Here is a 23,759-nt window from a genome sequence, read left to right on the forward strand (position 1 = left end):
TGGCGCGCAGGGGTTCGCGAGGTCCTCTTTCCGGCGGGAACCTATGCGCTTCATCTCCACGCGGGCGTGCGCGTCGTCGAAATGACCTGACCATCGCCCATACTCACCGTTCCCTCGGGCTCGTTCGGGCGGACGGAACCGCATCCGTCGTGGCGCATGTGCAACTTCGTTCTCACCGGAATACGTTTGCCGTAGCGCAGTCCTGCTTTCACCATCATAGCCGTCGCGAAGCACTCCGTTTCACGTTTAGGGAGCGACACAAGATCGACCGGGGGCGGCGCCGCGAGGGCGGCGGCAACCACGGCCGGATTCGCGGGTCAGGTTTGCCCTAACTGGTTGCGCGGATTGGCAACCACGGTCCGCAGGTTACGCAGCCGGTCGGGTTTGCAGCTTCGCAGCACAACCACGGTCGGGTTCGCGGTTCGCCGTCGGGTTCGCGCGCTAGTCAACCACGGTCGGGTTCGCGGCCGGGTTCGCGGCCGGGGGTTCATCAACCACGGTCGGGTTCGGGGGGGTTGGCGTCGGTACCCTTGGCCGCGGCCTCGGATGTCTGGGCCAACTCGGGGACGCGCCGGCACTCAGCGGGTCGGGTTCCGGTTACCCGGCGCCATTTGCGTCGGTACCCTTGGCCGTGGCCTCGGATGTCTGGGCCAACTCGGGGACGCGCCGACGCTCGGCGCGGGCCAGGAACACCACCGCGGTCAGCACCAGCCCCAAGGACGACCAGTCGGCGCCGCTCGGGAATCGGCCTCCGAAGATGAGGTGCGAGAGGAGGGTCGCCGTGGTCCCGGCGACGAGCGAGGTCATGCGGTTGACCAGCCCGGCAAAGGTCGCGGTGCGGCCCTTGAACATGAAGATGAAGACCGAGAAGAAGGCCACCATCCCGTAGATCACGCCGGCCAGGATGGCCAGCGACCACTGATCATGCGGCGCGCTCACGGCCTGACGCATGGCCACGATGGGCCGCACCTGCCCGCCGGCCACGATGAGGAGCCCGGTGACGCCGGCGATGGCCACGCTGGCCGAAACCTGCTCGATGGAGAAGAACCACTTGTTGTTGAGCGGCGCGCCGGGAGGCCGGGTGTTCTTGTAGTAGTTCATGATGTAGATGCGCACGGCGTAGGCGCTGATGTAGGAGCACAGGACGATCAGCGCCGCGGTGTTCGTGAGGAAGTCGAAATCATCGCTCTTGGCGAGGAAGATCTGGGTGCCGGCGGCCGCCACCGCGAAGAGCACCGCGACGTTCTCCTCCCAGACCACCCGCTTCTTGAGGATCCCCTGTCGGACCTGGAGCTCGTCGACCAGGCGGCTGATCACGATCACGCTGGCTCGCATGATGACCATGGCCACCATGACCGACTTGAGCAGCATGTACATCAGGGTGGTCGTGGGGATGACCACCGCCGTGCACACGCCGGAGGGGACGATGTAGAGGAACTCGCGGGGCAGACCGAGCGGCCCACGCCGCCGGGCAGAAGCGCGCGGATCGCGCCACCATCCAGCGGTCGCGATGACGGCCAGGCAAACAGCGTTCCCGCCCAGCGTCGACCAGACCAGGAACTCCATGTCGCCCATCGCCGGCGTGAACAGGGCGGTCTTCCCGGTGAAGCACTTGGTGGCCACACCGAAGATGACGTAGAAAAAAAAGTATGCGCCGCAGAGCTGCAGCAGACGCTGGGTAGAGCCTTCGGCCGCTTTCCACATGAAGCCTTCATCGTACACGCTTGCTCAGTCGCGCGCGCGGGATCTCAACACCCGCAGCCGATCGCTCACCGAGGCCAGAGGTGACGCCAGGAGGCTCTCGCACAGCGCGTCCGTCTCGCCGCGCCCGCCGTGCCTTCGTCCCCTGAACCATCCTCGCCGGCGTATCCACCATTCAACGGGTGTCTAGTTTTCGAAACAAGCCCAGCTCCAGTCGCACGAGGTGAAGGGGGGCGCCGCGTTGCGCACGGGCTCGCTCGGGAAGGGAGACCGTTCCGTGGCGACAGCGTGGTATGAGATAATGAGGTTGTCAGATTGCGCCCCTGTCGCCCGAGTTTCTCGACGGAGCCCTCCTCGTATGCACAACGGGAGATGACGCGGGTGCGAGTTTCTGAGACACGCGCACTGTCGCTGGCGCTCGCTGCCTGTTGCTGCTCGACAACGACCGGCTGCGGGACGTATTCGTTGCTGCGCTCGGCGGACACCTTGAGCAAGGGGCAGTTCGAGATTTCCGCCGCAATCACCGGCAACACGTTGCCAGAAGTGCTCGGCGCGGTGCAGGGAGCGGTCGGTGTGACGAACTGGCTCGAGCTCGGCGCCCAGTACGAGGTCTATTCCGCGCTGGCCCAAGTGCGGTTCGGCGTGCTGTCCTCGGAGAAGCACGGCGTAGCGCTGGCGCTCGCCGCGGGCGGTGGCTTCGCGTCGGCCTGGACGAGCGCGTGGAGGTCGCAGGGCACGGTGCTCGGGGGCTTCACGATTGGCCGCCGCTGGAGCTACTTCGAGCTCTATCTCGGGGACAAGTGCTTGTTCCTCATCCCCGATAGCTACTTCATCAACACTGGCAAGCTCGGCGTCCGCTTCACTCTCTGGAAGCACCTGCTGCTCGGTGCGGAAGCCGGGGCGACGCTGCATCATGGGTATCTGGTCGTCGGCGAAGGAGCGCTCCAGCTCGGCGTCAATTGGTCGCTGTAGCCAGCGCTGCATCGACCTCGACGGCGAGGTGGTCGATGCCACGAACGTAGGTCAGGCGTTTGACCAGACCCTCGCTCACGACGCAGATGCGCGGCGCGCCCACGTGAGTGATGCGCGCCACTGAGCCGTCGCGCGCGAGGAACAAATCCATGCTCAGGGCGCCGAGGAGAAGCAACGCGCTGGGGGAACCGGTCCCGTGCCGTGGCCCTCGGGTCCGGAGGGCGAGTTCTGGCGATCTTCGGGCTCCGGGAGGCCGCTCCCGCGTTCTGCGCTGGGAGTCAGGGCCTTGCGCGAGTACCGACCCAGGAGGGGGGCGGCGCCTCGCCTACCGGCCAGCGTCGTAGACTGTCGTCCACTGATTGTTTGCCACCGGCATCGGGGTCACATACTGCTGCCCCTGGTAGAGGTAGTAGGTTCTCCAGCCAACCAGCGTCCAGCCCCCGCGTATCTGCACAACCGCTCCTCGAGGCAGCACGACGCGGTAGGCCCAATCAGCCGTGTTGACAGTCCAGTCGAGATTCAGTCTCGCGAGAATGCCGCCGAACTGGGGATCGTAGGTGCTCGAGAACGCCGTTGACGGTCCCGCCAGTCCACGCTTCACCGCCTGCGCGGCCAGGGCCTCAGGCATGATCTTCTTCATGAAACGCCCTTCATGGGCGCAATCCTTGAGGGCGTGGCCGACCAGGATGCCGAGCGTGTCCTTGGCCCTGACCATCAGGCTCTTGATGAGATGAACCTTCCTTCCGGTCTGCCGGTACTCGGTGGACAGTCTCCAAGCGGCTTGCGCTCGACGCGCCACCCCCACCAGTCCTGCAGGTGTTCTTGAGCCGGAGGCTTCGGCAGGTCCCGCTAGAGAGAGCAGAAGAAGAATGGGCATCGCGCGAGTTTGCATTGTGCAGCCTCCGACCGGCATCCGAGCACAAAGTGTGCCAGTCGCGTCTCGCTGCTCTACGCGAAGATCCTTGTGTTGACGGGCTCAAGTGATGGCCACCCCCCGGTCCATGGCGGATGGGACCGCGCACGCTCGGTAGCATGAACCTCGAACCCGACCGTTGAACCTCGAACCGAACCTCGAACCCGACCGTGGTTGCGCGATGTGCGTGAACCTCGAACCGACCGTGGTTGCGCGCGCGACCACCGTCGGTTCGCGGTCGCGCGCGCAACCACGGTCCGCGGTGAGCGGTGTGCAACCACGGTCGGTTCGCGGGTCGGTTCGCGGGTCGGTTCGCGGCAACCACGGTCGGTTCGCGGTCCAACCACGGTCGGTTCGCGGCAACCACGGTCGGTTCGCGGTCGCGCGGTCGCGCCGCTCGGACCGCAGCGGCCACGCTCGGACCGCAGCAACCACGCTCAGACGGCGGCCGCCACGTGCTGCGCCCCAAAGCGCGCCAGACCGAAGATCGTAAGCTGCGGGTTCACGCCGAGACCCGTTGGCAACGCGGACCCGTCCACGACGAAGAGGTTGTCGAGCGTGTGATACCGCAGGCGCGAATCCACGACCGACTTCGCCGGGTCGCGGCCCATCGTGCAGCCCCCCATCAGGTGCGCGGTCACCACGCGCAGCCGAAGGTTCTCCCACGGCGCGGCGTCCAGCTTCGGCAGGTCCGCGACGGAGGTGAGCTCCACCGGCTCGTGGTGTAGCGAATGTACGCGCCGGGCCCCGGCGGCGAGCTGAAGCTTCGCCAGCTCCTTGCAGGCCGTCCGGTACATCTCCGCCTGGAGCGGGCCGAAGGGGTAGCTCACGCGTACGCGCCGAGCGCTGTCGGGGTGCAGCGCCACGCGCCCGCCCTCGTCGCCGTCGAGCGCCCCGTCGAGTCCCCCGGCGAAGCTCGCCTGCAGGTGCGGGAGGCGCTCCATCAGCGCCTGGTGCCGCGTGCCGAAGGCCGTGGAGGTGGCAGCTGCCGCCAGCGGATAGGTCGGCGCCACCTCGAGGAAGAAGCCCATCCGCTCGCCGCGGTCGATGAAGTGGTGCGAGTAGACCGACTGCGGGGCCCCCGCGTAGCCCTCGATCGGCTCGTCGAACTCCGCCACCATCAGCACCACCGGATGGATGAAGGTCCGCAGCCCCACGCGACCGCCGCCCGTCAGCTCCGACCGGAGCAGCAGCGCCGGGGAGTTGATGGCGCCCGCGCAGACCGCCGTCACCTTCGGACGCACGACCAGCCGCCGGCCGGTGGGCGCGTCCTTCTCGGGGTCCAGCACCTCGACGTGCACCGCGGTGACCCTCCGCCCGCTCGTCTCGAGCCGCCGCACCGACGCGTTCGCGTAGAGGCGCATCCCGCCCTCCACCGCGTCGGGGATCACCGTCACGAGCGTCCCCATTTTCGCGTCCAGGGGACAGCCGAGCCCGCAGTAGCCGAGGTTCGCGCAGTTGTGCACGTTGCGACGGATCAACCCCCGCTGGTAGCCCAGCTTGCCGAGGCCATCCCACAGGACCCGGTTGTTGCGGTTGATCTGCGCGAGCGGCCACTCGGCGATGTGCAAGCGCTTCTCGATCGCCTCGAAGTGCGGAGCCAGCGCGGCCTCCGACAGCCCCTCCACCCCGTGCCGGTCGCGCCAGAGCTCGAGGATCTTCCTCGGCGTGCGAAATGACGAACACCAGTTCACCGTGGTGCCCCCGCCCACGCAGCGCCCCTGCAAGATGTTCACGCCGAGGTCCTCGGTCGTGCGTCCGCCGAGCTCCTGGTAGAGATACCGGTTCGCCGTAGCCTCCGTCAGATCGAAGTCCCGTCGCGTGCGGTAGCTCCCCTCCTCGAGCAGGATCACGTCGAGACCCCGCGCGACGAGCTCGTGCGCGAGCCAGCCTCCACCGGAGCCCGACCCCACCACGCAGACGTCGCACGACAGCGCGAGGTCGGCGTTGATCTCGTCCCCCGTGACGATGCGTCCCGCGCTCATTTCACGCCCTCCCGCGGCGCCGTGCCGTTGCTCGGCGGACGCGGCGCCCCGCCCCCCTTCCAGACCGGCGCCAGCGGCTGGTGCATCCCCTTGGGTGGCCCCGGATAGCGCATGGCCGTCCACGAGCGGGGCGAGGCGTGATAGACGCCGAGGAGCAGCGTACGCAGCCCCTGAAACCCTGTCCGCCGCAGGGTGAGCGAGCTCGTCTGCCACTCGCGCAGCACCTCGTCCTGCGCCTCAGCGGAGAGCCGCGTGAAGGGCTGCACGCGCCGCCCGAAGGCGAAGTTGGCGAGCGCGTTCTCGAAGAGCCCGAGGAGCTGCTTCACCTCCTTGCGCACCGTCGGATCTTGCAGACGCAGGACCCGGTCCACCGCCAGCGCCACCTCCAGCTCCTCGACCGTGGGCCAGCCGACGCGCTCCGGGAGCAGTCGCGCGGCGATGGCCTGCACCACCGCGTACTGCACGGCATCCAGCACCTGGAGCGGCTCCTTCGGCAGCGCCACCTTGCGACTGCCGCGGAAGGCCAGAAACCCCACGCCCCCGGCGGCGAGCAGCGCCCCGCCGAGAAGCCCCTTCTTGAGGAACCCGCGCCGCGTGGTCGCCGTGCCGTGAGCTGTCACCCTCTAGCCTCGCTGATCGAACTTCCGGCCGAACGTCACGGCCGCGATGATGATCTTCTGGATCTGCAACGTCCCTCCCGCAATCCCCCATCCGCGGCTGTCTCGCAGCATGCGCTCGACGGGAAACTCGGTCGAATAACCGTAGCCGCCCAGAATCTCCATCGCCAGGTCGGTCACCGCCTTGGCCGTCTCGTTGGCGAAGACCTTGGCCATCGAGGCCTCGCGCAGCGCTGGAATCCCCTTGCCCGCGTTCACCGCAGCCCGGTAGACGAGCAGCCGCGCCGCGTCCACGCGCGTGGCCATGTCGGCCACCATCATCTGGATCGCCTGGCGGTCGCAGATCGGCTTGCCGAAGGTCTTGCGCTGCGCGGCGTACTGCACGGCGAATTCGAGCGCCCCCTGCGCGAGACCAAGCGCCATGGTGGCGTTGCCACAGCGCTCGATGTCGAAACACTGCATGAGCTGCGCGAAGCCGCCGGGCCGGACGATCAGGTTCTCGGCCGGCACCACGCAATCCTCGAAGACGAGGTCCGCGCTCGGGAAGCCGCGCAGCCCCATGAAGGTCTCCGGCTTGCCGAACGAGAAGCCCGGCGTCCCCTTCTCGACGACAAACCCTGCGATCCCCTTGGCCCCGAGCTTCTCTCCCACGCGGCAGTACACGAGATAAGCCCCCGAATGACCGCCTCCGGTGACAAAGCACTTGCGGCCGTTCAGCCGGTAGCCGCCGTCGCACGGCTCGGCGCGCGTCGTGAGCTCCGTCAGCGCGCTCCCCGCCTCGGGCTCGGTCATGCCGATCGACAGGTGGAGCTTCCCCGCCGCGATGGGCGGCAGCCAGCGCCGCTTCTGCTCCTCGGTGCCGAAGAGCTCGATCACTCGCACCGGCCCCACGTTCGACTCGAAGACCGGCGCCGCGGCGAGTGGCGAGACGGCCGCGAGCTGCTCGATGCAGAGGATGGCCGAGAGCAGCTCCTGCCCCCCGCCTCCGTAGGCCTCGGGGAGGCACATCCCCACCCACCCGAGCTCCACCATGCGCGCGACGAGCGCGTCGTCGGGGAGCGTCCCCTCGCGATCCCACCGCACCGCGGCCTCGCGGCACTCCCGCTGCGCGAAGGCCCGCGCGGTCTGCTGAAGCTTCTCCTGCTCGGGGCTCAGGTGGAAATCCATCGCGTCGCTCCTTGCTCAGCCCGCGGAGGCGTGACCGGTTCAGGCTGCCGAGGCGTCGGCCACCGCCTCCAGCCTCGACAGCGCGCGCAAAACCAGCGCCCGCTCGGGAGGCCGCAGCGCCTTCAAGACCCGCTCGGCCAGCGCCCGATAGAACTCGACCTCCTGGGCGAAGACCTTCTGCCCCTTGGCCGTCAGCTCGAGCGCCACCGCCCGCCGGTCCGTCGGGTGCGGCCTGCGCCTCAGGTACCGCTGCTCCTCCAGCCGGTCCACGAGACCGGTCATGGTCGAGGGAGAGAACCCGAGCCGCTGCCCGATCGCCGCCGGCGAGGTCTGGCGGGCCAGCCCGAGCACCTGGATCACCAGGCGCTGCCGAACGTTCAGGTCGAGGGTCGACCGCCCGGCGTGGGCCGAGGTGACCCGGTGCACGACCTCCATCAAGGCCAGGCCGTCTTCCGATCGTGGAGGCTCTTGGCTCATCTCGCGGGGCCTTCGCAAAACGTTACGAATGCGCACTATCGCGATCTGTATAGTACGGATCCGTAGTATATGTCGAGGCGCCTCGCGAAGGAGCGTCGAGATGATCGTCCTGCACCCGGTGTCCGCGCCCCCGCCGCCCGTCTCCTCGGCCCAGAGCAGGCTCGAGGGCCTGACGGGCCGCACGCTCGGCTTTCTCGGCAACAACAAGCCCAACGCCGACGTGCTGCTCGAGAGCTTGGCCGCGCGCCTCCACGAGCGCTTCGGCGTCGTCTCCAAGCAGGTCACGAAGACCGTCCCCTCGCTCGCCGCTCCGGAGCCGCTGCTCGCGGAGCTCCGTCGGGACTGCGAGGGGGTGGTCCTCGCGGTCTACGACTGAGGCTCCTGCACGTCGTGGAGTGTCCACGACCAGCTGACTCTGGCTCGCGCGGGTCTCGCAGTGGTGGGACTCGTCACTTCGAGCTTCCACCGCTTCGCCGCCGACCTGCTCGCCCAGCAGAACGCGAAGGACTCGCCGCTGGTGGTCGTCGGGCACCCCGTGGGGGGCCTCCCACGCGAGCGCGCCTCGTCGCTGATCACCGACGAGGTGGTGGACCAGGTCGCGCGCGCCCTCACCCGGGAGGCCCCATGATCACGCCCCCGTCTCCCGAGCGTCTCGAGCTCCAGATCGACGGCGACGAACAGGCGGTCTGCGAGGCCTTCCATCGCTGGGGCTTCTCCGACGGGCTGCCCATCGTGGCTCCCACGCGCGAACGCGTGGACGCGATGTGCGCCGCCGCCACGCGCTACCCGCTCGAGAGCCTGGGAGCCGTCGCTCCTTCGGGCGGCCCCGCCACGGTGCAGAAGCTGGCCATCAACGCCGTGATGGCCGGCTGCCTGCCCGAGCACTTCCCGGTGCTGATGGCAGCCGTGGAGGCCGTTCTAGAACCGGCGTTCAATTTGATCGGGGTCCAGACCACCACGCACCCCTGCGGGGTGATGCTCCTCGTGCACGGTCCCATCGCGCGCGAGCTGGGGCTGAACGCCGGCCCGAACTGCCTCGGCCAGGGGAACCGGGCCAACGCGTCGCTCGGCCGGGCGCTGCGCCTCGTGCTGCAGAACGTGGGCGGGGCGCTGCCGGGCGGGGCCGATCGCGCGACGCAGGGCTCGCCGGCCAAGGTCGGCTTCTGCTTCGCGGAGAACGAGGCCGAGAGTCCCTGGCCCCCCCTTCGCACCGTGCTCGGGTTTTCCGCCGAGGAGAGCTGCGTCACCGTGGCCGCCACGGAGGGGCCGCACAACATCAACGACCACGGCTCGAGCACCGCGGAGTCGCTGCTCACGACCGTCGCCGAAACCATGGCCACCGTCGGGAATAACAACCTCTACGTAGGCGGAGACACCTTCCTCGTCCTCGGCCCGGAGCACGCGCGCACCATCGCCGACGGCGGGTTTGACCGTGCGGCCGTGCAAGCCTTCCTCTACGAGCGGGCGCGGGTCAGCGTGGAGCGCATCGGCGCGGGCAAGCTGGCCGAGCTCACCTCCTGGGGCGGCTACAAGGACAAGCTCTCCGAGTGGGGGGGACGCATTCCGCTGGTCCGCGAGCCGGAGAGCCTGCGGGTGCTCGTGGCGGGCGGTCCGGGCAAGCACTCGGCCTGGTGCCCGACCTTTGCCGTGGGCTTCAGCGTCACGCGTCGCATCGTGCGCGAGGGGGCCCTGTGCCGACTCTGATGCCGAGCTCCCAGATGATGGACCGACCCGTCACGCTCGTCACCGGCGCGACCGGCTTTCTCGGCCGGCACCTCGTGGCCTGCCTCCTCGAGGCGGGGGAGCGCGTGCGCGCGACCGACCGCGCCCCCACCTGCCCCATCCCGGGCTTCAGCGGGGAGTACCTTTCGGCCGACCTGACCCGGCCCGAGACGCTCCCGCCCCTCTTCGCGGGCCGGGTGGCGCGCGTCTTCCACCTCGGGGCGATCTGCAACCTCACGGTGCCGTTCGCGCAGCTCCGGCCGGTGAACGTGCTCGGCATCGAGCACCTCACGCGCCTGGCCCTGGCCCACCGCGTGGAGCGCTTCGTGCAGGTCAGCTCCTCGAGCGTCTACGGCCTCGGCACCGGGGCCCCGCTCGACGAGAGCGCGCCGCGCGTGCCGCGAGACGACTACGCGCGGAGCAAGCGGGACGGGGAGGACGTGGTCTTCGCCCGCCTCGCGGAGGGGCTCCCCGCCACGATCCTGCGCCCGTGCATGGTCTATGGCCCCGGCTGCAACGACGGCGCGGGGAAGGTCTTCTCGCGACCCACGCCGCTCCCCGCGATTCCGGGCAACGGACGCAACCGCCTCTCGAACGTGCGGGCCGAGGACGTGGCGCGCGCCGCGCTCCATCTCTCCCGGCTCGAGGAAGCCGTGGGCCGCGTCTACAACGTGGCGGACGACAGCCACCCGACGATCGAGGAGGCGCTCACCTGGGCCTCCGAGGCCTATGGGCTGCGGCCTCCGCGGCTCCACCTGCCCCTCCCCGTGATGCAGGCCATCGCCTTCGCCGGCGCGGCGGCCTATCGGGTGACGCGAAAGATCCCCGACGTCGAGGCCGACGCCATCGGGTACCTCCGGCAGGACTACCTGATCGACAACGCGCGGCTGAAGGCCACCGGCTTTCGGCTCGAGCACCCGGACTTCCGCCGCTCGGTGGCGGAGCTGGGCGCGAACTACCAGCAGGGAGAAAACACATGAGCGGCGTGGTGGTGATCACGGGTCTCGCGCAGGGCATGGGGCGCGAGGTGGCGAAGTTGCTGGCGGGGGAAGGCTACGCGATCGCCGGCTTCGACGTGGACGGGGCCGGCGTGGAGAGCCTTCGCGCCGAGCTCGGCGACGCGCACCTGCTCGAGCGGCTGGACGTGACCGATCGTCCCGGCATCCTCGCCTTCCGGGACCGCGTGCTGGCGCGCTACGGGCACGTGGACACGGTGCTCTCGAACGTCGGGATCGGCTTCTTCGGCCCCTTCGAAGAGGTGGACCTGGCGCGCGCGCAGAAGGCGCTCGAGATCAACGTCATCGGCACGGCGGCCGTCTTTCAGGCCTTCCTGCCGTCGATGCGAGCACGCCGCGCGGGGAAGCTCATCTCCATGTCGTCGCTCGTCGGGCAGATCCCCTTCCCCTTCGAGTCGATCTACACCGCCACCAAGTTCGCCATCGAGGGGCTCGTGCTCTCGCTGCGCTATGAGGTCGAGCCCTTCGGCATCCGCGTGGCGCTGATCGAGCCGGCGCAGGTCTCGACCAGTTTCGCGGCCAAGATCCACCACCTCCCCGAGGAGGGCTCCCCCTATCGCGAGCGCGTGCGTCGCTTCATCGCCCGCGACGAGGAGTTGATCAAGACCGCGCCGACCCCGCTCGACGCCGCCCGCCGCATCTGTCAGGTGGTGAAGTCCCCGAGCCCGAAGCTCCACAATCAGATCGACTTCAAGAGCACCTTCTTCATCTTTCTCAACCGCATGCTCCCCACCGTGGCCCGCGATGCCATCCTGCTCAACTTCATGGACATCAAGGTGCCGCGCGCGGAGAAGTCGTAGCGGCCGCGATGGATCGGCCGCGAGGATGCACAGGTAATTCTGGCCAGCCTCCTTAACGTCCGAGCGACACGTCGGGGAGCTTCAGCTTCGGCGGGAGCGCGGGCGGTGGCGCGGAGCCCTCGGCAGCCGGCTCGCCCGCGCCCTTCGCCGCCCCCTTCGCCGCCCCGGCGAGCGCCTGGTCCATCGCTTCGAGCGCCTTGCGCGCGCGCGCCGCATCGCCGCTGAAGGAGAGGAGCCGTTCGCGCACCTTCGTCGCGCGTGCCGCCTCCCCCTTCTGGCGCAGCGCCCAGTAGAGCTGCAGCAGCGTCTGCTCCGACGGGCCCTCGGCCACCACGCGCTCGAGGCGCCGGATCGCCGGGTCGAGCTCGCCCCGCGCGAGGTGCCACGTGGCCTGCAGCGCCTGGATCGACGCCGCCTCGCCGCAGAGCCCGAGCGCGGCCTGCAGGTGACGGTCTCCCTGCTGCTGCTCGCCGACGAACCAGCGCACCGTCGCGAGCACGCCGTGCGCCTGGAAGAACGTCCCGTCCTGCTTCAGCGCCTGCTCGAGGTGCGTGACCGCCTCGGCCGCGTGCCCCTCCGCGAGCAGCAGCCGCGCCAGCGCCGTGCGCCGTGCCGCATCGTCGCGCAGCGCGACCGCTCGCCGGGCCGCCGCCAGTGCGTCCCCACCGCCTCCCACCCGTGCGATGACCAGGGCCTGCGCCATCTGCACCGTCGGTGACGGCGCCGCACCCGCCACCGCGAAGCGCGAGAGCTCGTAGGCCCGCGCCCCTGCCGCCGCCTCCTGGCTCGCCGCGAGCGCCCGCAGCGACAGAAGGTGTGCCGCCGCCGAGGCGTCGTCGAGCGGGACGAGCGACTCGGCCGCGCTCGTCATCTCCGCGTCGCGTCCTCCGGTGCAGCGGGGCAGCTGAGCGGCCCGCGCCGGATCGAGGACGAGCGCCGGCGTGCGCCCGAGCTGCCCCGCGGCGTAGACCACGGCCACGTATCGCCCGAGCACCCCCGTCGGGTCAGCGGCGCGCAGCCGCCCCTTGAGCAGGTGCACCTCGGCCAGTACCGCCTCGAGGCGCGCCCCGCGGAGCAGCGTCACCACGAGCGTCGCGAGCTCGAACGAGGTCGCGCGGACCAGCTTCCCCGCGGCCAGCTCGGCCACCAGCTCCGGCGGCGTGCGCACCAGCCCGCGCGCGTGAACGTCCGTCTCCACCCGCACCTTCGCCAGACGCGACGCGAGCTGGCTCGCGATCCCCCGCGCCCGCGCCACCGCGTCCCCCGTGCGCGGCACGTCCACGAGGCGCCTCAGCTCCGGCGTGAGTTCGAACAGGTCGAGCGCCTCGCTCCGCGGTACGCCGCGCCGCTCGAGCGTTCGCGCGATATCCCGCCCATCGAGCAGCGCGAGCTCCCCGGGCTTCGGCAGCGCCCGTCGGTGCAGCCAGAAGAACCCCGCCCCGCCGAGGCCGAGCGCGACCCCCGCGACTGCCAGCACGAGCCCCAGCCGGCGGCGCCGATCCGGCCGGGCGCCCCTCGCGACCGTCGGTGGCGCGGCTCCCTCGACCTCGAGGCCGTGCTGCCGGAGACACGTTGGGCAGCGCGGCTTGTCACCGCCCGTCACCTCGAAGCTCTGCTCGCAGCTCAAGCAGCGGTAGCGCATGGGTCCGGAGGTAAACATATCGCAGGTGCAGTTTCGCTCAAGCGCCGCCGCGGGGCGCAGACCATGGGTGCGCGTCGCACGAGGCTTTCCAGTCCGATCGGTGTTCTACCGCAGATTGATCAGCGCGAGGTCCGTGCCCCCCGGGTAGCCGTAGCTCACGAAGGCGTCGAAGCCGTAGACCACGAGACCGACCGGATGCGTCGCCGTCAGGCGGTGCACCCCGTCGTACTGCTCCCCCGGCGCGAGGTTCTCCGGCGGCACCTTCCCCTCGATGATGCGCGGAAAGGAGAGCTGGCACTTCCACGCCACGTACTCCGTCTCGAGGAGATCGCCCGCGCGCTTCACCTTGCCCACGGGGTTCAGCGTGCAGCAGATCTTGGCCCCTTGCGTGGTGTCGCAGCCGACCGCGAGCGTCCGCCCGTCGAGCCGCACCGTCGCGTCCTTCGGCGCGGCCACCATGATGAAGTCGAACGAGTACTTGTCGGGCGTGAGGAAGAGGTAGTCCTTGCGGAACTGCTCCACCGGCGGCAGCAGAATGAACGACGGGTCCCCCCCGGGCAGCGACGACGGGATCCCCGAGACCTGCTGGCTGGCGTTGAACTGCCCCACGACGAGCGGGTCGTTCCCCTGGATCGTGAAGTCCTGGTCGGTCTCGACCTGCAGGTACTTGCCGCCGCCGATGGAGAGCCGATTCCGCGGCGCGGGCAGGCTGGTCGTGACGGTCGAGAACTCGCCCGCGGTCAGGATGCGAAAATACTCCTTTTCCTTCGGCTGCTCCTGGATCGTCGCCCCTGCCGCCTTGAGCGCCACGCTCCGCGACGGTGACACGAGCGCGATGAAGGTTCGCCCGAGCGTGGTCTTCGGAAAGAGCTGCTCCTCGAGGTGGTCCGCGCAGCAGCGCCGGAAGGTGAGGTCCGTGAAGTCCGGCACGTCCGCCGCCTCCGCGCCCGAGAAGACCGCCACCGGATGGTCCGCGTCGATCACCGTCCCGGTGAAGTCCGCGTCCTTGCCGAAGCCCCCCGTCTCCAGGTTCAGCACGTCGAAGGGGCCGAGCTTCATCTCCAGCACGTCCCCCGCCTGCGCCGCGGGGATCCGCCCCGTCGCCCCGTCGGAGATGATGGCGGTGGAGAGCTTGATCTTCACCTGGGTGTTCTCGCGCGTCCCCACGATCGTCAGAAAGGAGCGCAGGTCGTTGCCGAAGTTCGTCTTCGGGTCTCCCGTCGAGGCGATCGTCTGGGGCCAGCCCATCACCAGGTACGACGCGCCGTTCTCGGCCTTGGCGTCGACGGTCAGCGCCTGCGTAGGCACGAGCAGCGACGCGTCGTTCGAGAAGACCCCCACGTTCGAGAGTGGATTGAACTGATAGGCGATGATCGGGACCGACGACTGGATCTTGTAGGCGTTGCTGGTGAGCGCGGTGCCGGTCCCCGTGTTGTACTCCCCGGGGGGCGAGCCATCCACCTCGCGCGAGGGGAGCAGCAACACCTCGAGCGCCTGCGGACCGACCTCCCGCTCCTCGATCACCTTGAGCTTCACCGGCTCGCCCACGGCCGCCTCGTTGATCGACACCTTCACGGCCGCAGGAAGAGGCGAGGGGTTGCTCAGCACCACCGCGTACTGCTGCGCCGCCGCGCTGCCGATTTCCACCACCGCGTTGTCCAGGTCCACCGCCCAGTATTCGCACCCCACGTAGCTGCGGTTCTTGGCCGCCAGCTCGCACGCGTTCACGCACGAGGCCTGGTTGCAGACCTGCCCCTGCTTCACGTCGCAGACCAGGTCGGGCTTCGGGTTGTAACCGGCGCCGTCAGAGCGGCAGCGCAGGAGCTTCTCTCCCACGCAGGTCTGCTGGTCCGGTTCGCAGAGCCGGCAGCCCACGCTGGTGCAGATCTGCCCGTTCTTCGCGCAGTCGCGCTCTACCACGTAGCCCGTGCCGTCGGGCAGGCACTTGAGCGCCGTGTGCCCGCGGCAAGAGTAGCTCTCCGCCTCGCACACGTTCTTGTCCGGTCCCACTTTGGCGCAGGTGCAAAGGACCGCCGCCCCGAAAGCGAGCAGCGGCACCCTCCACCCCTTGGCGAGGGCGAGCGTTCTCACGGGGTGGTCACCTTGAAGGCGAACTCGTCGTAGGACCAGCGATCCCAGTAGCGCGAGCTCAGATGGCTGTAGTTGTAGCTGTTGAAGTCGAAGCCGGGGAGGCGCACGAGGTACTGCAGCCAGACGAGATTGCCCGCGGGCCACTCGGGTAGGCCCACCGTCCGCGGGTCGGGCAGCTTCACCTCCGTCACGTCTCCGGGGCTGATCACGCGCCAGACCGGCGTCTCGTCGGGACGCATGAGCACCGTCACCGCGAGGCTCGGCTTTCCCCCCGAGTAGCTCCACTTCAAGGTGTTCCCCTGGAGCGGACCGCCCGGCGCTGGCTTGACCTGCACCGGCACGCCGAGGAAGCCGTCCACCACGATCTTGCCCCCGGTGGGTTGCACGGCCATCGCCGTCCCGCGCGTGTAGGGGACCCCTTGCACCGATCCCGCGTCGAAGAGCACGTCCACGCTGTACGCCGCGTCGAAGAGCCCCTGGTGGCTGAAGCTCGGCAGCCGTGAGAAATCGAAGGTCGTCGGCACGCCGTCGCCCGAGCGATCCATGTCGTCTCGCAGGATGAAGCCGTCCGCACCGAGGTCGATGGTGAAGCGCACGCGGTGCTTGAGCATCCCTTGCGGCACGTCGGCGAGCTCCACCGTGACCTTCTCCGTCAGCGGTATGTTCACCAGCACGTCCACCTTCAGGCGGTCGCCCGGACCTCCCACCACTCCCCGCGTGATCCCCATCGCATACGGCACGAAGGTGTTCGTGGCCTGCGTGTGCAGGCCCGCGAGCGCGTAGACCGCCAGCGACCCGGTACGCGAGTAGAGGCTGTAGGGCCAGGCCGTCGTCCCCGTCCCCGCCTCGTAGTCGATGACCGCCGTGGGTCCCGCGTAAGGCGGTCCGTAGCGGACGCTCGAGTTCGTCACGTAGACGTAGACGCGCTTCTGCTGCCCCTGCTTCGGCTCGGGGATGATGTTCCAGCGCGTGCTCCCGGCCCCGGTGGGTCCGCCGAAGAGCACGTAGCCTTCGATGTAGACCTGGCGCTGTCCCGGCGGAAAGGGCCCCGGTTGCGGCTCGATGATCGGCGTGAGCAGCACCGTCAGGTCGCGCGCGTCGAACTGCACCACCGTCGTGGTCTCGTACTTCGGCGCCCCCGCCGAGACGGTCACCGGGCCGGCCATCTCCTTCGCCGCGAAGACCACCACGCCCTTGGCGTCGGCGTCCCCCGAGGCCGCGATGGCGCGCCCCTTCTGCAGGTAGACGCGCGCCCCCTTCACCGGTTGCCGGGTGAACTGGTCGAGCACGGTCACCGTGACGGTCCCCTGGATGCGCCCGCCCCCCATGCCGCCGTTGAGCGGGCTCGCCGCGGTGTAATAGGTATAGGCGTCCTTGATGCGCACGTCCTTGCCGTCCGCGCCGGCGAAGACGAGCTCCACCGGTCCGTCGATCCCCGGCGGCGTGACCGCGCGCAGGCTCGTGGTCCCCACCACCTCCACCTCGGTGAGCGGCTTGCCCCCGAGCGTGAGCTTCATCCCCTCGACGAAGCTCGTCCCCTTGCCGTAGAGCGTGACGAGCGTGCCGCCCGAGGAAGGCCCGCTCGCCGGGTCGAGGTACGCGCCGTCGTAGGTGAACGCCCCGGGGAGCGTGAGCGTCTCCTTGCCGTTCGTCACCTCCACGTCCGCCGCCCCCACCTCGCCGGCGGGCGTCAGGACCTCCACCTGGATCGGGCTGATGATGCGCTGCTGCCCGGTCTGGATCTCCTTGCCCCCTATGCGCACCGTCACGCCCTTGCCGAAGCCCGAGCCGGTGATCACCACCTTGGTCCCGCCCGCAAACGGCCCGTGCGCGGGTTTCACGTGCAGCAGGCCGAAGCGGTCGGGGACGATCCCGTCCGCGTCCACCCCCGTCCCTCCGTCGGGAAACGCGATCTCCGCGTCCCCTGGCGCGATCGGCACGAACCCCTTGACGAGGTCCTGCAGGCAGCCCGGCAGAACCAGCGTCCACGCCCCTAGCACGACCACCTTCAGTGCTGCGCGCATCCCTACTCCAATCCCACGAGGCGCAGCTTGTTCTTCGCGCTGCGCCCGAGCTTGCTCCGCGGCGAGCTCTCCGCGAGGTGCGAGAGCAGCTCCCCGCCGAGCTCCTTCTCGTCCTCGTCCTTGCTCTCCACGAAGTTGAAGCCGACGAAGAAGAGGTCCTCGTCGGCCACGGTCTTCTCCTTCTTGAGCCGCCCGACCACCGGAAACCCCGCAGTGATGAGCGCCACCGCGTGCTTCAGGACCGGGTCCGTCGTGCGCGACGCGCGCGCCAGGTCCTTCTTGCCCGGGTGCGCGCAGAGACCGCTCACGAGCGCCACGTAGTGCCCCTCGTCGTCGAGCAGCCCGGCCGCCTCGAGGCGCGACATGAGCGCGAAGGCCTGCTCGAACCGCTTGGCCTTCTTGTGCGCAAGAGCCCGCTCGGTGAACAGACTCGCGAGACCCTGCGGGTCGGCCGCCTTGAGCAGTCGAAGCAGAGGAGCTGCGGCCGGGCGGTCGGCCTCGAGCGCGTCGAGCGCCAGCTCGGCCAGGGTCTTCTTCGCCGCCGCGCCGAGCTCGGTCGCGTGCGGCAGGAGCAGGCGCACGAGCCGCTCGAGGCGTTCGGGCTGCCCGAGCGCCGCTTCGAGCTCCTTGACCAGCGCCCCCGCGGCGCCGTCGATGCGCGACAGAGCGCGAGCCGCCGCCTCGCGCGCGGTCGGATCGTCGCTGCCGAGGGAGGCGATGAGCGTCTTGACCGCCTTGGTGTCCCCCGTTCGGCCGAGCGCATCGAGCGCGTACGCGCGAGTCTCGCTGTGCGTCGACTCGGCGAGCTTCGGCAGGGCCGGGGCGGCCTCGGGGGGCAGGGGCAGCCCGCGCAAGGTGTCCACCGCGGCGCGCGCGACGGATGGGTCGGCGTCGGCGGCGCAGCGCAAGAGCTCGCGCACGGCGTCGAGAGGGGGCTTGCCCGCGTGGAGCGGCCGGCGGAGCGCGGCCAGCGCGGCCACGCGCACCGGCACGGGGCTCTTGTCGCCGAGAAACGGCAGGATCGCGGCGGTGAGCTTGCCGTCGCGAAAGTACCCGAGAAGCCGCACCGTGCGCGCGGCCCCCGTGAGCTCGGACATCCAGCTCTTGTTCTTGAGCAGCGCCGCGACCGCCTCGCGCAGGGACTTCTGCTCGGCGTCGTTCATCTGCTCGAGCTCGCCGCGGAGCGTGGTCAGCACCGTGTCGCCGAGCTCCTCGTCGGGCAGGAGCTTCAGCAGGCGCTCGAAGGTGTCCTTGCTGTGAAAGCGCGCCAGGATCTGCACGATGGTCCGCCGCCGCGCGAGCGGGGCGCCATCCAGCTCGCGGGTGAGCGCCGCCGCGGCCTTCGCCCCCTGGCTAGCCAGGAGCACCGCGGCCCGGGCCCGCACCTCCTCGTCGGGGCTGTCGAGCAGGGGAGCCACGGCGGAGGCGATCCCGGTGGCGCGCATCGCCGCCAGCGCCTCGAGGGCGTAGACCCGCAACGGGGCGTGATCCTCGGCCAGGCAGCGCGCGAGCGCCTCCGTGACCTCGGCGCTCTTGGGTCGCACCTCGGCCAGCACCATGGCCGCAGCGCAACGCCGCTCCACCCGCTCGTCGCCGAGCATGCCTGCGATTCGTTCGAGGATCGGCTCCATAGCCACACCTTGGGATCGACCCTTGGGCCTGCGCGGCCAGCGAGCCGAGCCTGGAAGCGACGTGCGTGAAAAACGCGAGCCTCCGGGCTGAGATTCCGGCCGGAGCACGCGTAAGTGTACTGACCCCCGACAAATCGGGCAATCGGCGACGGCACGAGCGAGCCGTGGCGCGGACGCGGGTGACCGGGCACGAGCGCTGGAGGAGCGGACGCGGGGTGGCCCGAACCGCGACGTCGCTCCCGGGGTCATCTCTTGCGAAGCCACGCAAGATCACGGATCCTCGTCGGACCCATGCGCATATTCTGCCATCGCGTGCTGTTGGTGCTGAGCCTGCTGGGGTTGCCGCTCCTCGCTGCCGGCTGCGCGAGCTCGGCGGCCGGACGTCGTCCCACGGCCCATCGGTGCCCCGATCACCAGGCGTTGCGCTGCCTGACCCAGGTTCAGTGTTCCTACGACGAGGGGCGAGGCTGCGAGGTCTGCCAGTGCGCGCCTCCGGACGTGGGGCCGGCGCAGGCCCCGCCGGATCAGCCCCGGCCGGTCCAGCCGCGGTAGCGCGGCGCACACCGAGGACTGGTCACTCGGGTGGCCGATGGGGTCAACTGACGTGGCCAGTGGGGTCACGGACCTCATGGGCCGCGCTGGCCGCTCAGGTCGTCACTCGAAGGATCTTCAAGCGTTCGACGGGATCCTGCCCCCGCGAGGGCTCGCTCGATTCAGGCATGCCGATTGCTATTGTGTAGCGTCGCCCGCAACACCCGCCTTCTAAAATCTGCGCTTCTCCCCCTGCCGGTGCCATCACCCTCGAGACCTCGAACCCCCCCGCGGGTTCGAGGGTGAGGCCCATTTCCTCCCCCGCCTTCGCCCCCACCGCGTCCCGCAGCACGCACCGGGGTTGATTTGCGGAACCCCCGCGCGCACCGGGGTTGATTTGCGGAACCCCCGCGCGCACCGGGGTTGAGTTGGTCGGGGGTTGAGTTGGTCGGGAGTTGGTCGGCTTGGAGGAGGCGGGGAAGACGCGGCGCGGCGGGGAGGAAAGGAGGCGGGCTACCTGTTCGGGTGGGGGCTCTGGACGTCCCTCGCTTCTCCCCGCGTGTAGGCCATGATGTTCTTCCAGTTCGCGGCGAGCGTCACCCCGAGGTAGGTCGTCACGCCAGCCATGATCGTGCCCCAACCGTAGGTCCCCCAGTTCCATTCGGGCCTCAGGAAGGGCACCACGGCCGACGCCCCGGTGAGCACCATCCAGCCCAGGTACCCCCCGACGGTCATCTTCGGGATGCCGGCTTCCGTCGCCCGCGGTGTGGCCGCGCGCGTGAGGAACTGCCGTGGCGTTGCCGTAACCCGCTGGGTGAAACCCGACAGGCGCTGCCGCGCCTCTCCCCATTTCTGGGCCAGGCCACTACCACCTGCGCCTTGCCCTAGTCGGGCGGACGCCACAGATGCGGTGCCGAGAAGCAAGGTCGCTGCTATCACACACGAAACCAAGCGATGCGGTGCACGGAAACGGGACGACGTGGTCATGGGATTCCTCCTCGCTGACCGGCGCTAGAGCAAGCCATGTGCCATCGTGCGTTGGATTTGTGCCGCGACATCACGCCGCTTTTTTCGCTGCCCACAGACGTCTGCGGCTAGCCGCCCCCTGGCGCGGTGCCTCGGGTGGCCGATCACCGGAGCCCACGCCGAGTACTTCCGCGGTCCTCGCGGTCGTCGGAGCGGGCCCACGGCTTGCTTGTGCGATCCATATAGATCGATGCGTGTCGGCTCACCCGTTCGCTGGACCCGTCCTTGGCTGTGCGCTCGCCGCGCGGCCGTCGTCGCGCTCGCGCTCACGCTCGACCTAGCCCTCGGCCTCGCCCCCGGCATCCGCCCGGCCGAGGCCCGCGGAGACGATGCCGCGCGCGCGACGCGCCCCAACGCCGCTCCCCCCTCGCTTTGGGCGCTCGGCCGCCAGGCGCTCGGACTGCGCTTTGGCCTCTGGCCGGCGGGAACGCGCGCCGTGCACGAGCCGCTCACCGACGGAGACCGGCGCCGCTACGCCGAAGGATCGAAGGTCGAGGTCGGGTGGTTCGAGGCGCGCCCCGGCATCGCACCCATCGCCGAGGTCCGCGTCAGCTCGGACCATCCGTCGCAGATCGCGCAGCCCGCCCTGCAGGCCGCGCTGTACGCCTTCGTCGGACCGCTCGCGAAACGCCCCGGACCTCACGTCGTGCGCTTCACGCACACGCACCCGGGTTCCTTCTGGCGCCGCCTGCTGGACCATCCGTTCGGTCCCTTGCAGGTCTTCTCGCGCGAGGACAAACAGCTCGGAACGTGGGTCGCGCATCGCCTGGCCGAACAGGGCCTCGAGGCCACCGTGGAGATGGCCGTCCTCTGTCGCGACCTGGCCGGTCGGGTCACGAAGCGCGTAGTCGTCCTGCCGCCCCCGCTGCACCTCGGAGAGCCGGCGTCCGACGGGGCCCGGAGCCCGGCGCCATGATTCCTTCGCGGCGCGGCGTTTTTCGCTTGCAGCGCCCGCACGGCTCTGCACTTGATCGAGAGAACCCGGCGGGTGGTGAATGATGTCCCGCTTTCGCACGCTCCGACGCACCGCAGTTCTCGCGCTCCTCCCAGCGGGCCTCCTCGGCCTCGCCCTCCTGGGGAGCTGCGGACCCGACCGCCCCGAGCTCGACTCGCAGCGCTACGAGCTCTCCGCGGCCGTCGAGCAATGGCGGGCCCTCGTCGAGAAGTACTTCAAGAACCAGCACGTCACCTGGGCCCTGAACATCATCGCCTGCGAGAGCGGCGGCAACCCGAAGGCCTACAACGCGAGCTCGGGTGCCTCGGGGCTCTTTCAACACCTGGCGATCTACTGGGCGGAGCGGGCCAAGAAGGCGGGCTTTCCGGGCGCCAGCGTCTTCGACCCGGAAGCGAACATCGCCGCGTCCGCGTACCTGCTCTACGCCGCGGGAGGCGGGCCGAAGCACTGGTCCTGCAAGCACTCGCCGTTCGAGGAGCCCGGCTACCAGCCCAAGTTCTGGGACGACAACGGCAACCCGATCGGGACACAACCGCCCCCCACGGGCTCGACCTGCCCCGAGCTGCCGGCGAGCGGCGGCATCATCGACGAGAAGAGCCCGTGCTTCGAGAAGGCCGGGACGGAGACCTACTGGCACGTCGTGACGGGCCAGGGGCACGACGGCAGCCTCCTCTGGACCGACGCCACCAGCGGCGCCACCCCGGACAACACGGCCAAGTGGAAGATCTCGCTCGCCGCGGCCGGCCGCTACGAGGTGAAGTACTACGGCGTCCCCGAGTACGCGGTCTTCTCGGCCACGCGCTACACGGTGCGGCACAAGGGGCAGGAGACCCCGCTCACGATCAATCAATCGGGCGGGAGCGCCGGCTGGCGAACGCTCGGCACCTTCGACTTCGCCAAAGGCGCCGACCAGTACGTGGCGATCTTCGACAACGCCTCGGCCACGGTGCCCAAGAACCAGCACATCGTGGTGGATGCGATTCGACTCGACCCGGCCGGCACCACCACGCCGCCCCCGACGGGTGACGCGCGGCCGACGGGCCCGAGCCCCGACGGTGGCGTCAGCGTGCCTCCGCCGCCGGGCTCACCTCCCACGCAGCCGCCCCAGACGGAGCCGACCGACCCCGACGGCAACCCCGTGATGGGCGGTTGCTCCGTCGCAGAGGGGCCGGGATCGCACTCGCTCGCGATCGTGCTGCTGGCGCTCTGGTGGCTCTCCGGCCGACGACGCGGCTCGCGTCGCCCTCGCACGCGCTGAACCTCCCGCGCCGCAGCGGGGCGTCCCTCGCCCTGGCACTCCTCGCCGCGTGCTCCGCCGACGGCGCAGACAACGAGGCCGGCTACGTCGCCCTGCCGCACGGCTTCGAGCTCGCATGGAAGCTCCTGCCCCATCGGCTCTCTCGGGCCGAGCTCCGACTGTTGCCACCGACGGGCGCCGCCCCGCCGCAGCTCGCCACGCAGCAGAACGGCGGCTCGTTCGGCGCCATCGACCGCTACGGGGCGCAGCTCGACTACGCGCTCCTCGTGGCCGACGGACTGCGCGTGGCGCACGGCACCACGACCCTCGAGCTCGCCCCTGGCCAGACCGACGCCGACGCCGAGGTGACCGTAGGGCTCCCTTCCCACGCCCCCGCTGGGCCGGTCTTCGCCGTGCTACGGGGCTTTCGCATCTCCACCGCCGACTACGCGACGCCCCCTCCCTGGAACGACCGCTACGACCCGGCGCAGGGCTACACCACCACGGGCCTCGCGCTTCGGCTCGGGCCCGCGCGCCACGAGGCAGAGCGAGCCCACTTCACCGTGCACGCGAGCTTTCGCCTCGCCCCGTGCGACCGAAGCGACCCCGCGCGCCAGGACGACATGAACGGCACCATCCCGCTCGCGCGGCGCTGGATCACCGTCGAGCACACGCTCGTCGCGCTCGCCGAAGGGCAGCTCACCCGCGGCGCGCACGGCTACTTCTCGAGCTACCCAGCCTTCGCGCAGAACGGCGTCCACGTCGTGGACCCGCCGCCTCGCGAACGCTCGGAGACCCTACGCGGCGCCCCCGGCTGGCCGCGTGCGCTCGCGCTCCTGCAAGGGTTCGACTTCCGCATCAACGACCCCGGCGACAAGGCCGCGAGCTGCACGATCCAGCAGCGCGAGGAGTGTGCCGGCCCGGGACGCTACCTCCGCACGCTGCGCGCGCGCGTCGTGGGACGGTCCTACGACGCGACTAGCGGGCTCGCGCAGCTCGAGCACGATCACGCCTTTCACAACGACGCCCCCGACGGCAGCAAGCTCCTCGAAGAAGGAAACGTCTGCGGCCGACTGCGCGCCGAGACGCTGCTCCTGCAGCTACCCGCGACGGCACGGCTGCGCGAAGGGCTCGCGGCGCGGGCCAGCGACCTCAAGAGCGGCGAGCGCACCACCTCGCCCGTGGAGGTCTGCCGAGAGCTACCAGCGCCGGCCCCCTGTCCCTGAACCTGCGCACCTTGGCCACGATCGAT

General features: G+C 70.0%; 22 protein-coding genes. 10 read left to right on the forward strand and 12 right to left on the reverse strand.

The annotated features are described in order from the left end of the window. Positions 1-597: 597 nt before the first annotated feature. Positions 598-1,704, reverse strand: a complete 1,107-nt coding sequence (locus IT371_05215) for a hypothetical protein (protein ID MCC6747037.1) — start codon at positions 1,702-1,704, stop codon at positions 598-600. Positions 1,705-2,073: 369 nt separating this feature from the next. Here IT371_05215 and IT371_05220 point away from each other — a divergent pair, with 369 nt between their 5' ends. Then, on the forward strand, positions 2,074-2,673 hold the full coding sequence (locus IT371_05220) for a hypothetical protein (protein MCC6747038.1): 600 nt from the start codon (positions 2,074-2,076) through the stop codon (positions 2,671-2,673). Here the strand turns inward: IT371_05220 and IT371_05225 are convergent. From IT371_05225 to IT371_05250, 6 genes are all read right to left on the reverse strand, one after another. Next, positions 2,657-2,824, reverse strand: coding sequence for a hypothetical protein (locus IT371_05225; protein ID MCC6747039.1), 168 nt, complete (start codon positions 2,822-2,824; stop codon positions 2,657-2,659). The genes IT371_05220 and IT371_05225 overlap by 17 nt on opposite strands. Before the next feature lie 174 nt (positions 2,825-2,998). Then, a complete protein-coding gene (locus IT371_05230) occupies positions 2,999-3,388 on the reverse strand; it encodes a hypothetical protein (GenBank protein MCC6747040.1) in 390 nt (129 codons plus the stop codon). Between the two features lie 635 nt (positions 3,389-4,023). Further along, positions 4,024-5,571 (reverse strand): GMC family oxidoreductase, encoded by a 1,548-nt coding sequence (locus IT371_05235; protein ID MCC6747041.1) that lies wholly within the window; start codon positions 5,569-5,571, stop codon positions 4,024-4,026. Then, entirely contained in the window at positions 5,568-6,191 is a 624-nt protein-coding gene (locus IT371_05240; GenBank protein ID MCC6747042.1) for a gluconate 2-dehydrogenase subunit 3 family protein, read from the reverse strand. Before IT371_05240 ends, IT371_05235 begins: the two co-directional genes overlap by 4 nt. Before the next feature lie 3 nt (positions 6,192-6,194). Beyond that, complete coding sequence (locus IT371_05245; GenBank protein MCC6747043.1) at positions 6,195-7,355, reverse strand: acyl-CoA dehydrogenase family protein; 1,161 nt, start codon at positions 7,353-7,355, stop codon at positions 6,195-6,197. 39 nt (positions 7,356-7,394) lie between these two features. Further along, positions 7,395-7,832 carry a MarR family transcriptional regulator gene (locus IT371_05250; protein MCC6747044.1) on the reverse strand — a complete coding sequence of 146 codons (438 nt, stop codon included), beginning with the start codon at positions 7,830-7,832 and terminating at the stop codon, positions 7,395-7,397. A 100-nt stretch (positions 7,833-7,932) separates the two neighbouring features. On the opposite strand from IT371_05250, the gene IT371_05255 reads away from it, so the two are divergent. The 5 genes from IT371_05255 (at position 7,933) to IT371_05275 (ending at position 11,370) form a co-directional block, all read left to right on the forward strand. Beyond that, a complete protein-coding gene (locus IT371_05255; GenBank protein MCC6747045.1) occupies positions 7,933-8,208 on the forward strand; it encodes a hypothetical protein in 276 nt (91 codons plus the stop codon). Positions 8,209-8,271: 63 nt separating this feature from the next. Beyond that, a complete protein-coding gene (locus tag IT371_05260) occupies positions 8,272-8,460 on the forward strand; it encodes a hypothetical protein (protein ID MCC6747046.1) in 189 nt (62 codons plus the stop codon). 35 nt (positions 8,461-8,495) lie between these two features. Then, complete coding sequence (locus tag IT371_05265; GenBank protein MCC6747047.1) at positions 8,496-9,536, forward strand: hypothetical protein; 1,041 nt, start codon at positions 8,496-8,498, stop codon at positions 9,534-9,536. Positions 9,537-9,550: 14 nt separating this feature from the next. Next, positions 9,551-10,534: an NAD-dependent epimerase/dehydratase family protein gene (locus IT371_05270; GenBank protein ID MCC6747048.1), complete on the forward strand. Its 984-nt coding sequence runs from the start codon at positions 9,551-9,553 to the stop codon at positions 10,532-10,534. Continuing rightward, a complete protein-coding gene (locus tag IT371_05275; protein MCC6747049.1) occupies positions 10,531-11,370 on the forward strand; it encodes an SDR family NAD(P)-dependent oxidoreductase in 840 nt (279 codons plus the stop codon). The genes IT371_05270 and IT371_05275 overlap by 4 nt, the downstream gene beginning before the upstream one ends. Positions 11,371-11,422: 52 nt before the next feature. Here IT371_05275 and IT371_05280 read toward each other — a convergent pair whose 3' ends face one another. The 4 genes from IT371_05280 to IT371_05295 all read right to left on the reverse strand — a co-directional run bounded on the left by IT371_05280 (position 11,423) and on the right by IT371_05295 (position 18,758). After that, complete coding sequence (locus tag IT371_05280; protein MCC6747050.1) at positions 11,423-13,012, reverse strand: hypothetical protein; 1,590 nt, start codon at positions 13,010-13,012, stop codon at positions 11,423-11,425. 105 nt (positions 13,013-13,117) lie between these two features. After that, on the reverse strand, positions 13,118-15,103 hold the full coding sequence (locus tag IT371_05285; protein ID MCC6747051.1) for a hypothetical protein: 1,986 nt from the start codon (positions 15,101-15,103) through the stop codon (positions 13,118-13,120). Next, positions 15,100-17,127, reverse strand: coding sequence for an IPT/TIG domain-containing protein (locus IT371_05290; GenBank protein MCC6747052.1), 2,028 nt, complete (start codon positions 17,125-17,127; stop codon positions 15,100-15,102). Before IT371_05290 ends, IT371_05285 begins: the two co-directional genes overlap by 4 nt. A gap of 2 nt (positions 17,128-17,129) precedes the next feature. After that, positions 17,130-18,758: a HEAT repeat domain-containing protein gene (locus IT371_05295; protein ID MCC6747053.1), complete on the reverse strand. Its 1,629-nt coding sequence runs from the start codon at positions 18,756-18,758 to the stop codon at positions 17,130-17,132. Between the two features lie 291 nt (positions 18,759-19,049). Between IT371_05295 and IT371_05300 the strand changes: the two genes are divergently transcribed. Beyond that, positions 19,050-19,310 carry a hypothetical protein gene (locus IT371_05300; GenBank protein MCC6747054.1) on the forward strand — a complete coding sequence of 87 codons (261 nt, stop codon included), beginning with the start codon at positions 19,050-19,052 and terminating at the stop codon, positions 19,308-19,310. A gap of 492 nt (positions 19,311-19,802) precedes the next feature. On the opposite strand, the gene IT371_05305 is transcribed toward IT371_05300, so the two are convergent. Beyond that, positions 19,803-20,024: a hypothetical protein gene (locus IT371_05305; protein MCC6747055.1), complete on the reverse strand. Its 222-nt coding sequence runs from the start codon at positions 20,022-20,024 to the stop codon at positions 19,803-19,805. Positions 20,025-20,505: 481 nt separating this feature from the next. Here IT371_05305 and IT371_05310 point away from each other — a divergent pair, with 481 nt between their 5' ends. The 3 genes from IT371_05310 (at position 20,506) to IT371_05320 (ending at position 23,733) form a co-directional block, all read left to right on the forward strand. Further along, positions 20,506-21,231, forward strand: coding sequence for a hypothetical protein (locus IT371_05310; protein MCC6747056.1), 726 nt, complete (start codon positions 20,506-20,508; stop codon positions 21,229-21,231). An 82-nt stretch (positions 21,232-21,313) separates the two neighbouring features. Continuing rightward, positions 21,314-22,528, forward strand: a complete 1,215-nt coding sequence (locus tag IT371_05315; protein MCC6747057.1) for a transglycosylase SLT domain-containing protein — start codon at positions 21,314-21,316, stop codon at positions 22,526-22,528. Then, positions 22,480-23,733: a hypothetical protein gene (locus IT371_05320; GenBank protein ID MCC6747058.1), complete on the forward strand. Its 1,254-nt coding sequence runs from the start codon at positions 22,480-22,482 to the stop codon at positions 23,731-23,733. Before IT371_05315 ends, IT371_05320 begins: the two co-directional genes overlap by 49 nt. Positions 23,734-23,759 lie beyond the last annotated feature (26 nt).

This window comes from Deltaproteobacteria bacterium, from assembly GCA_020848905.1.
GTDB lineage: Bacteria > Myxococcota_A > Polyangia.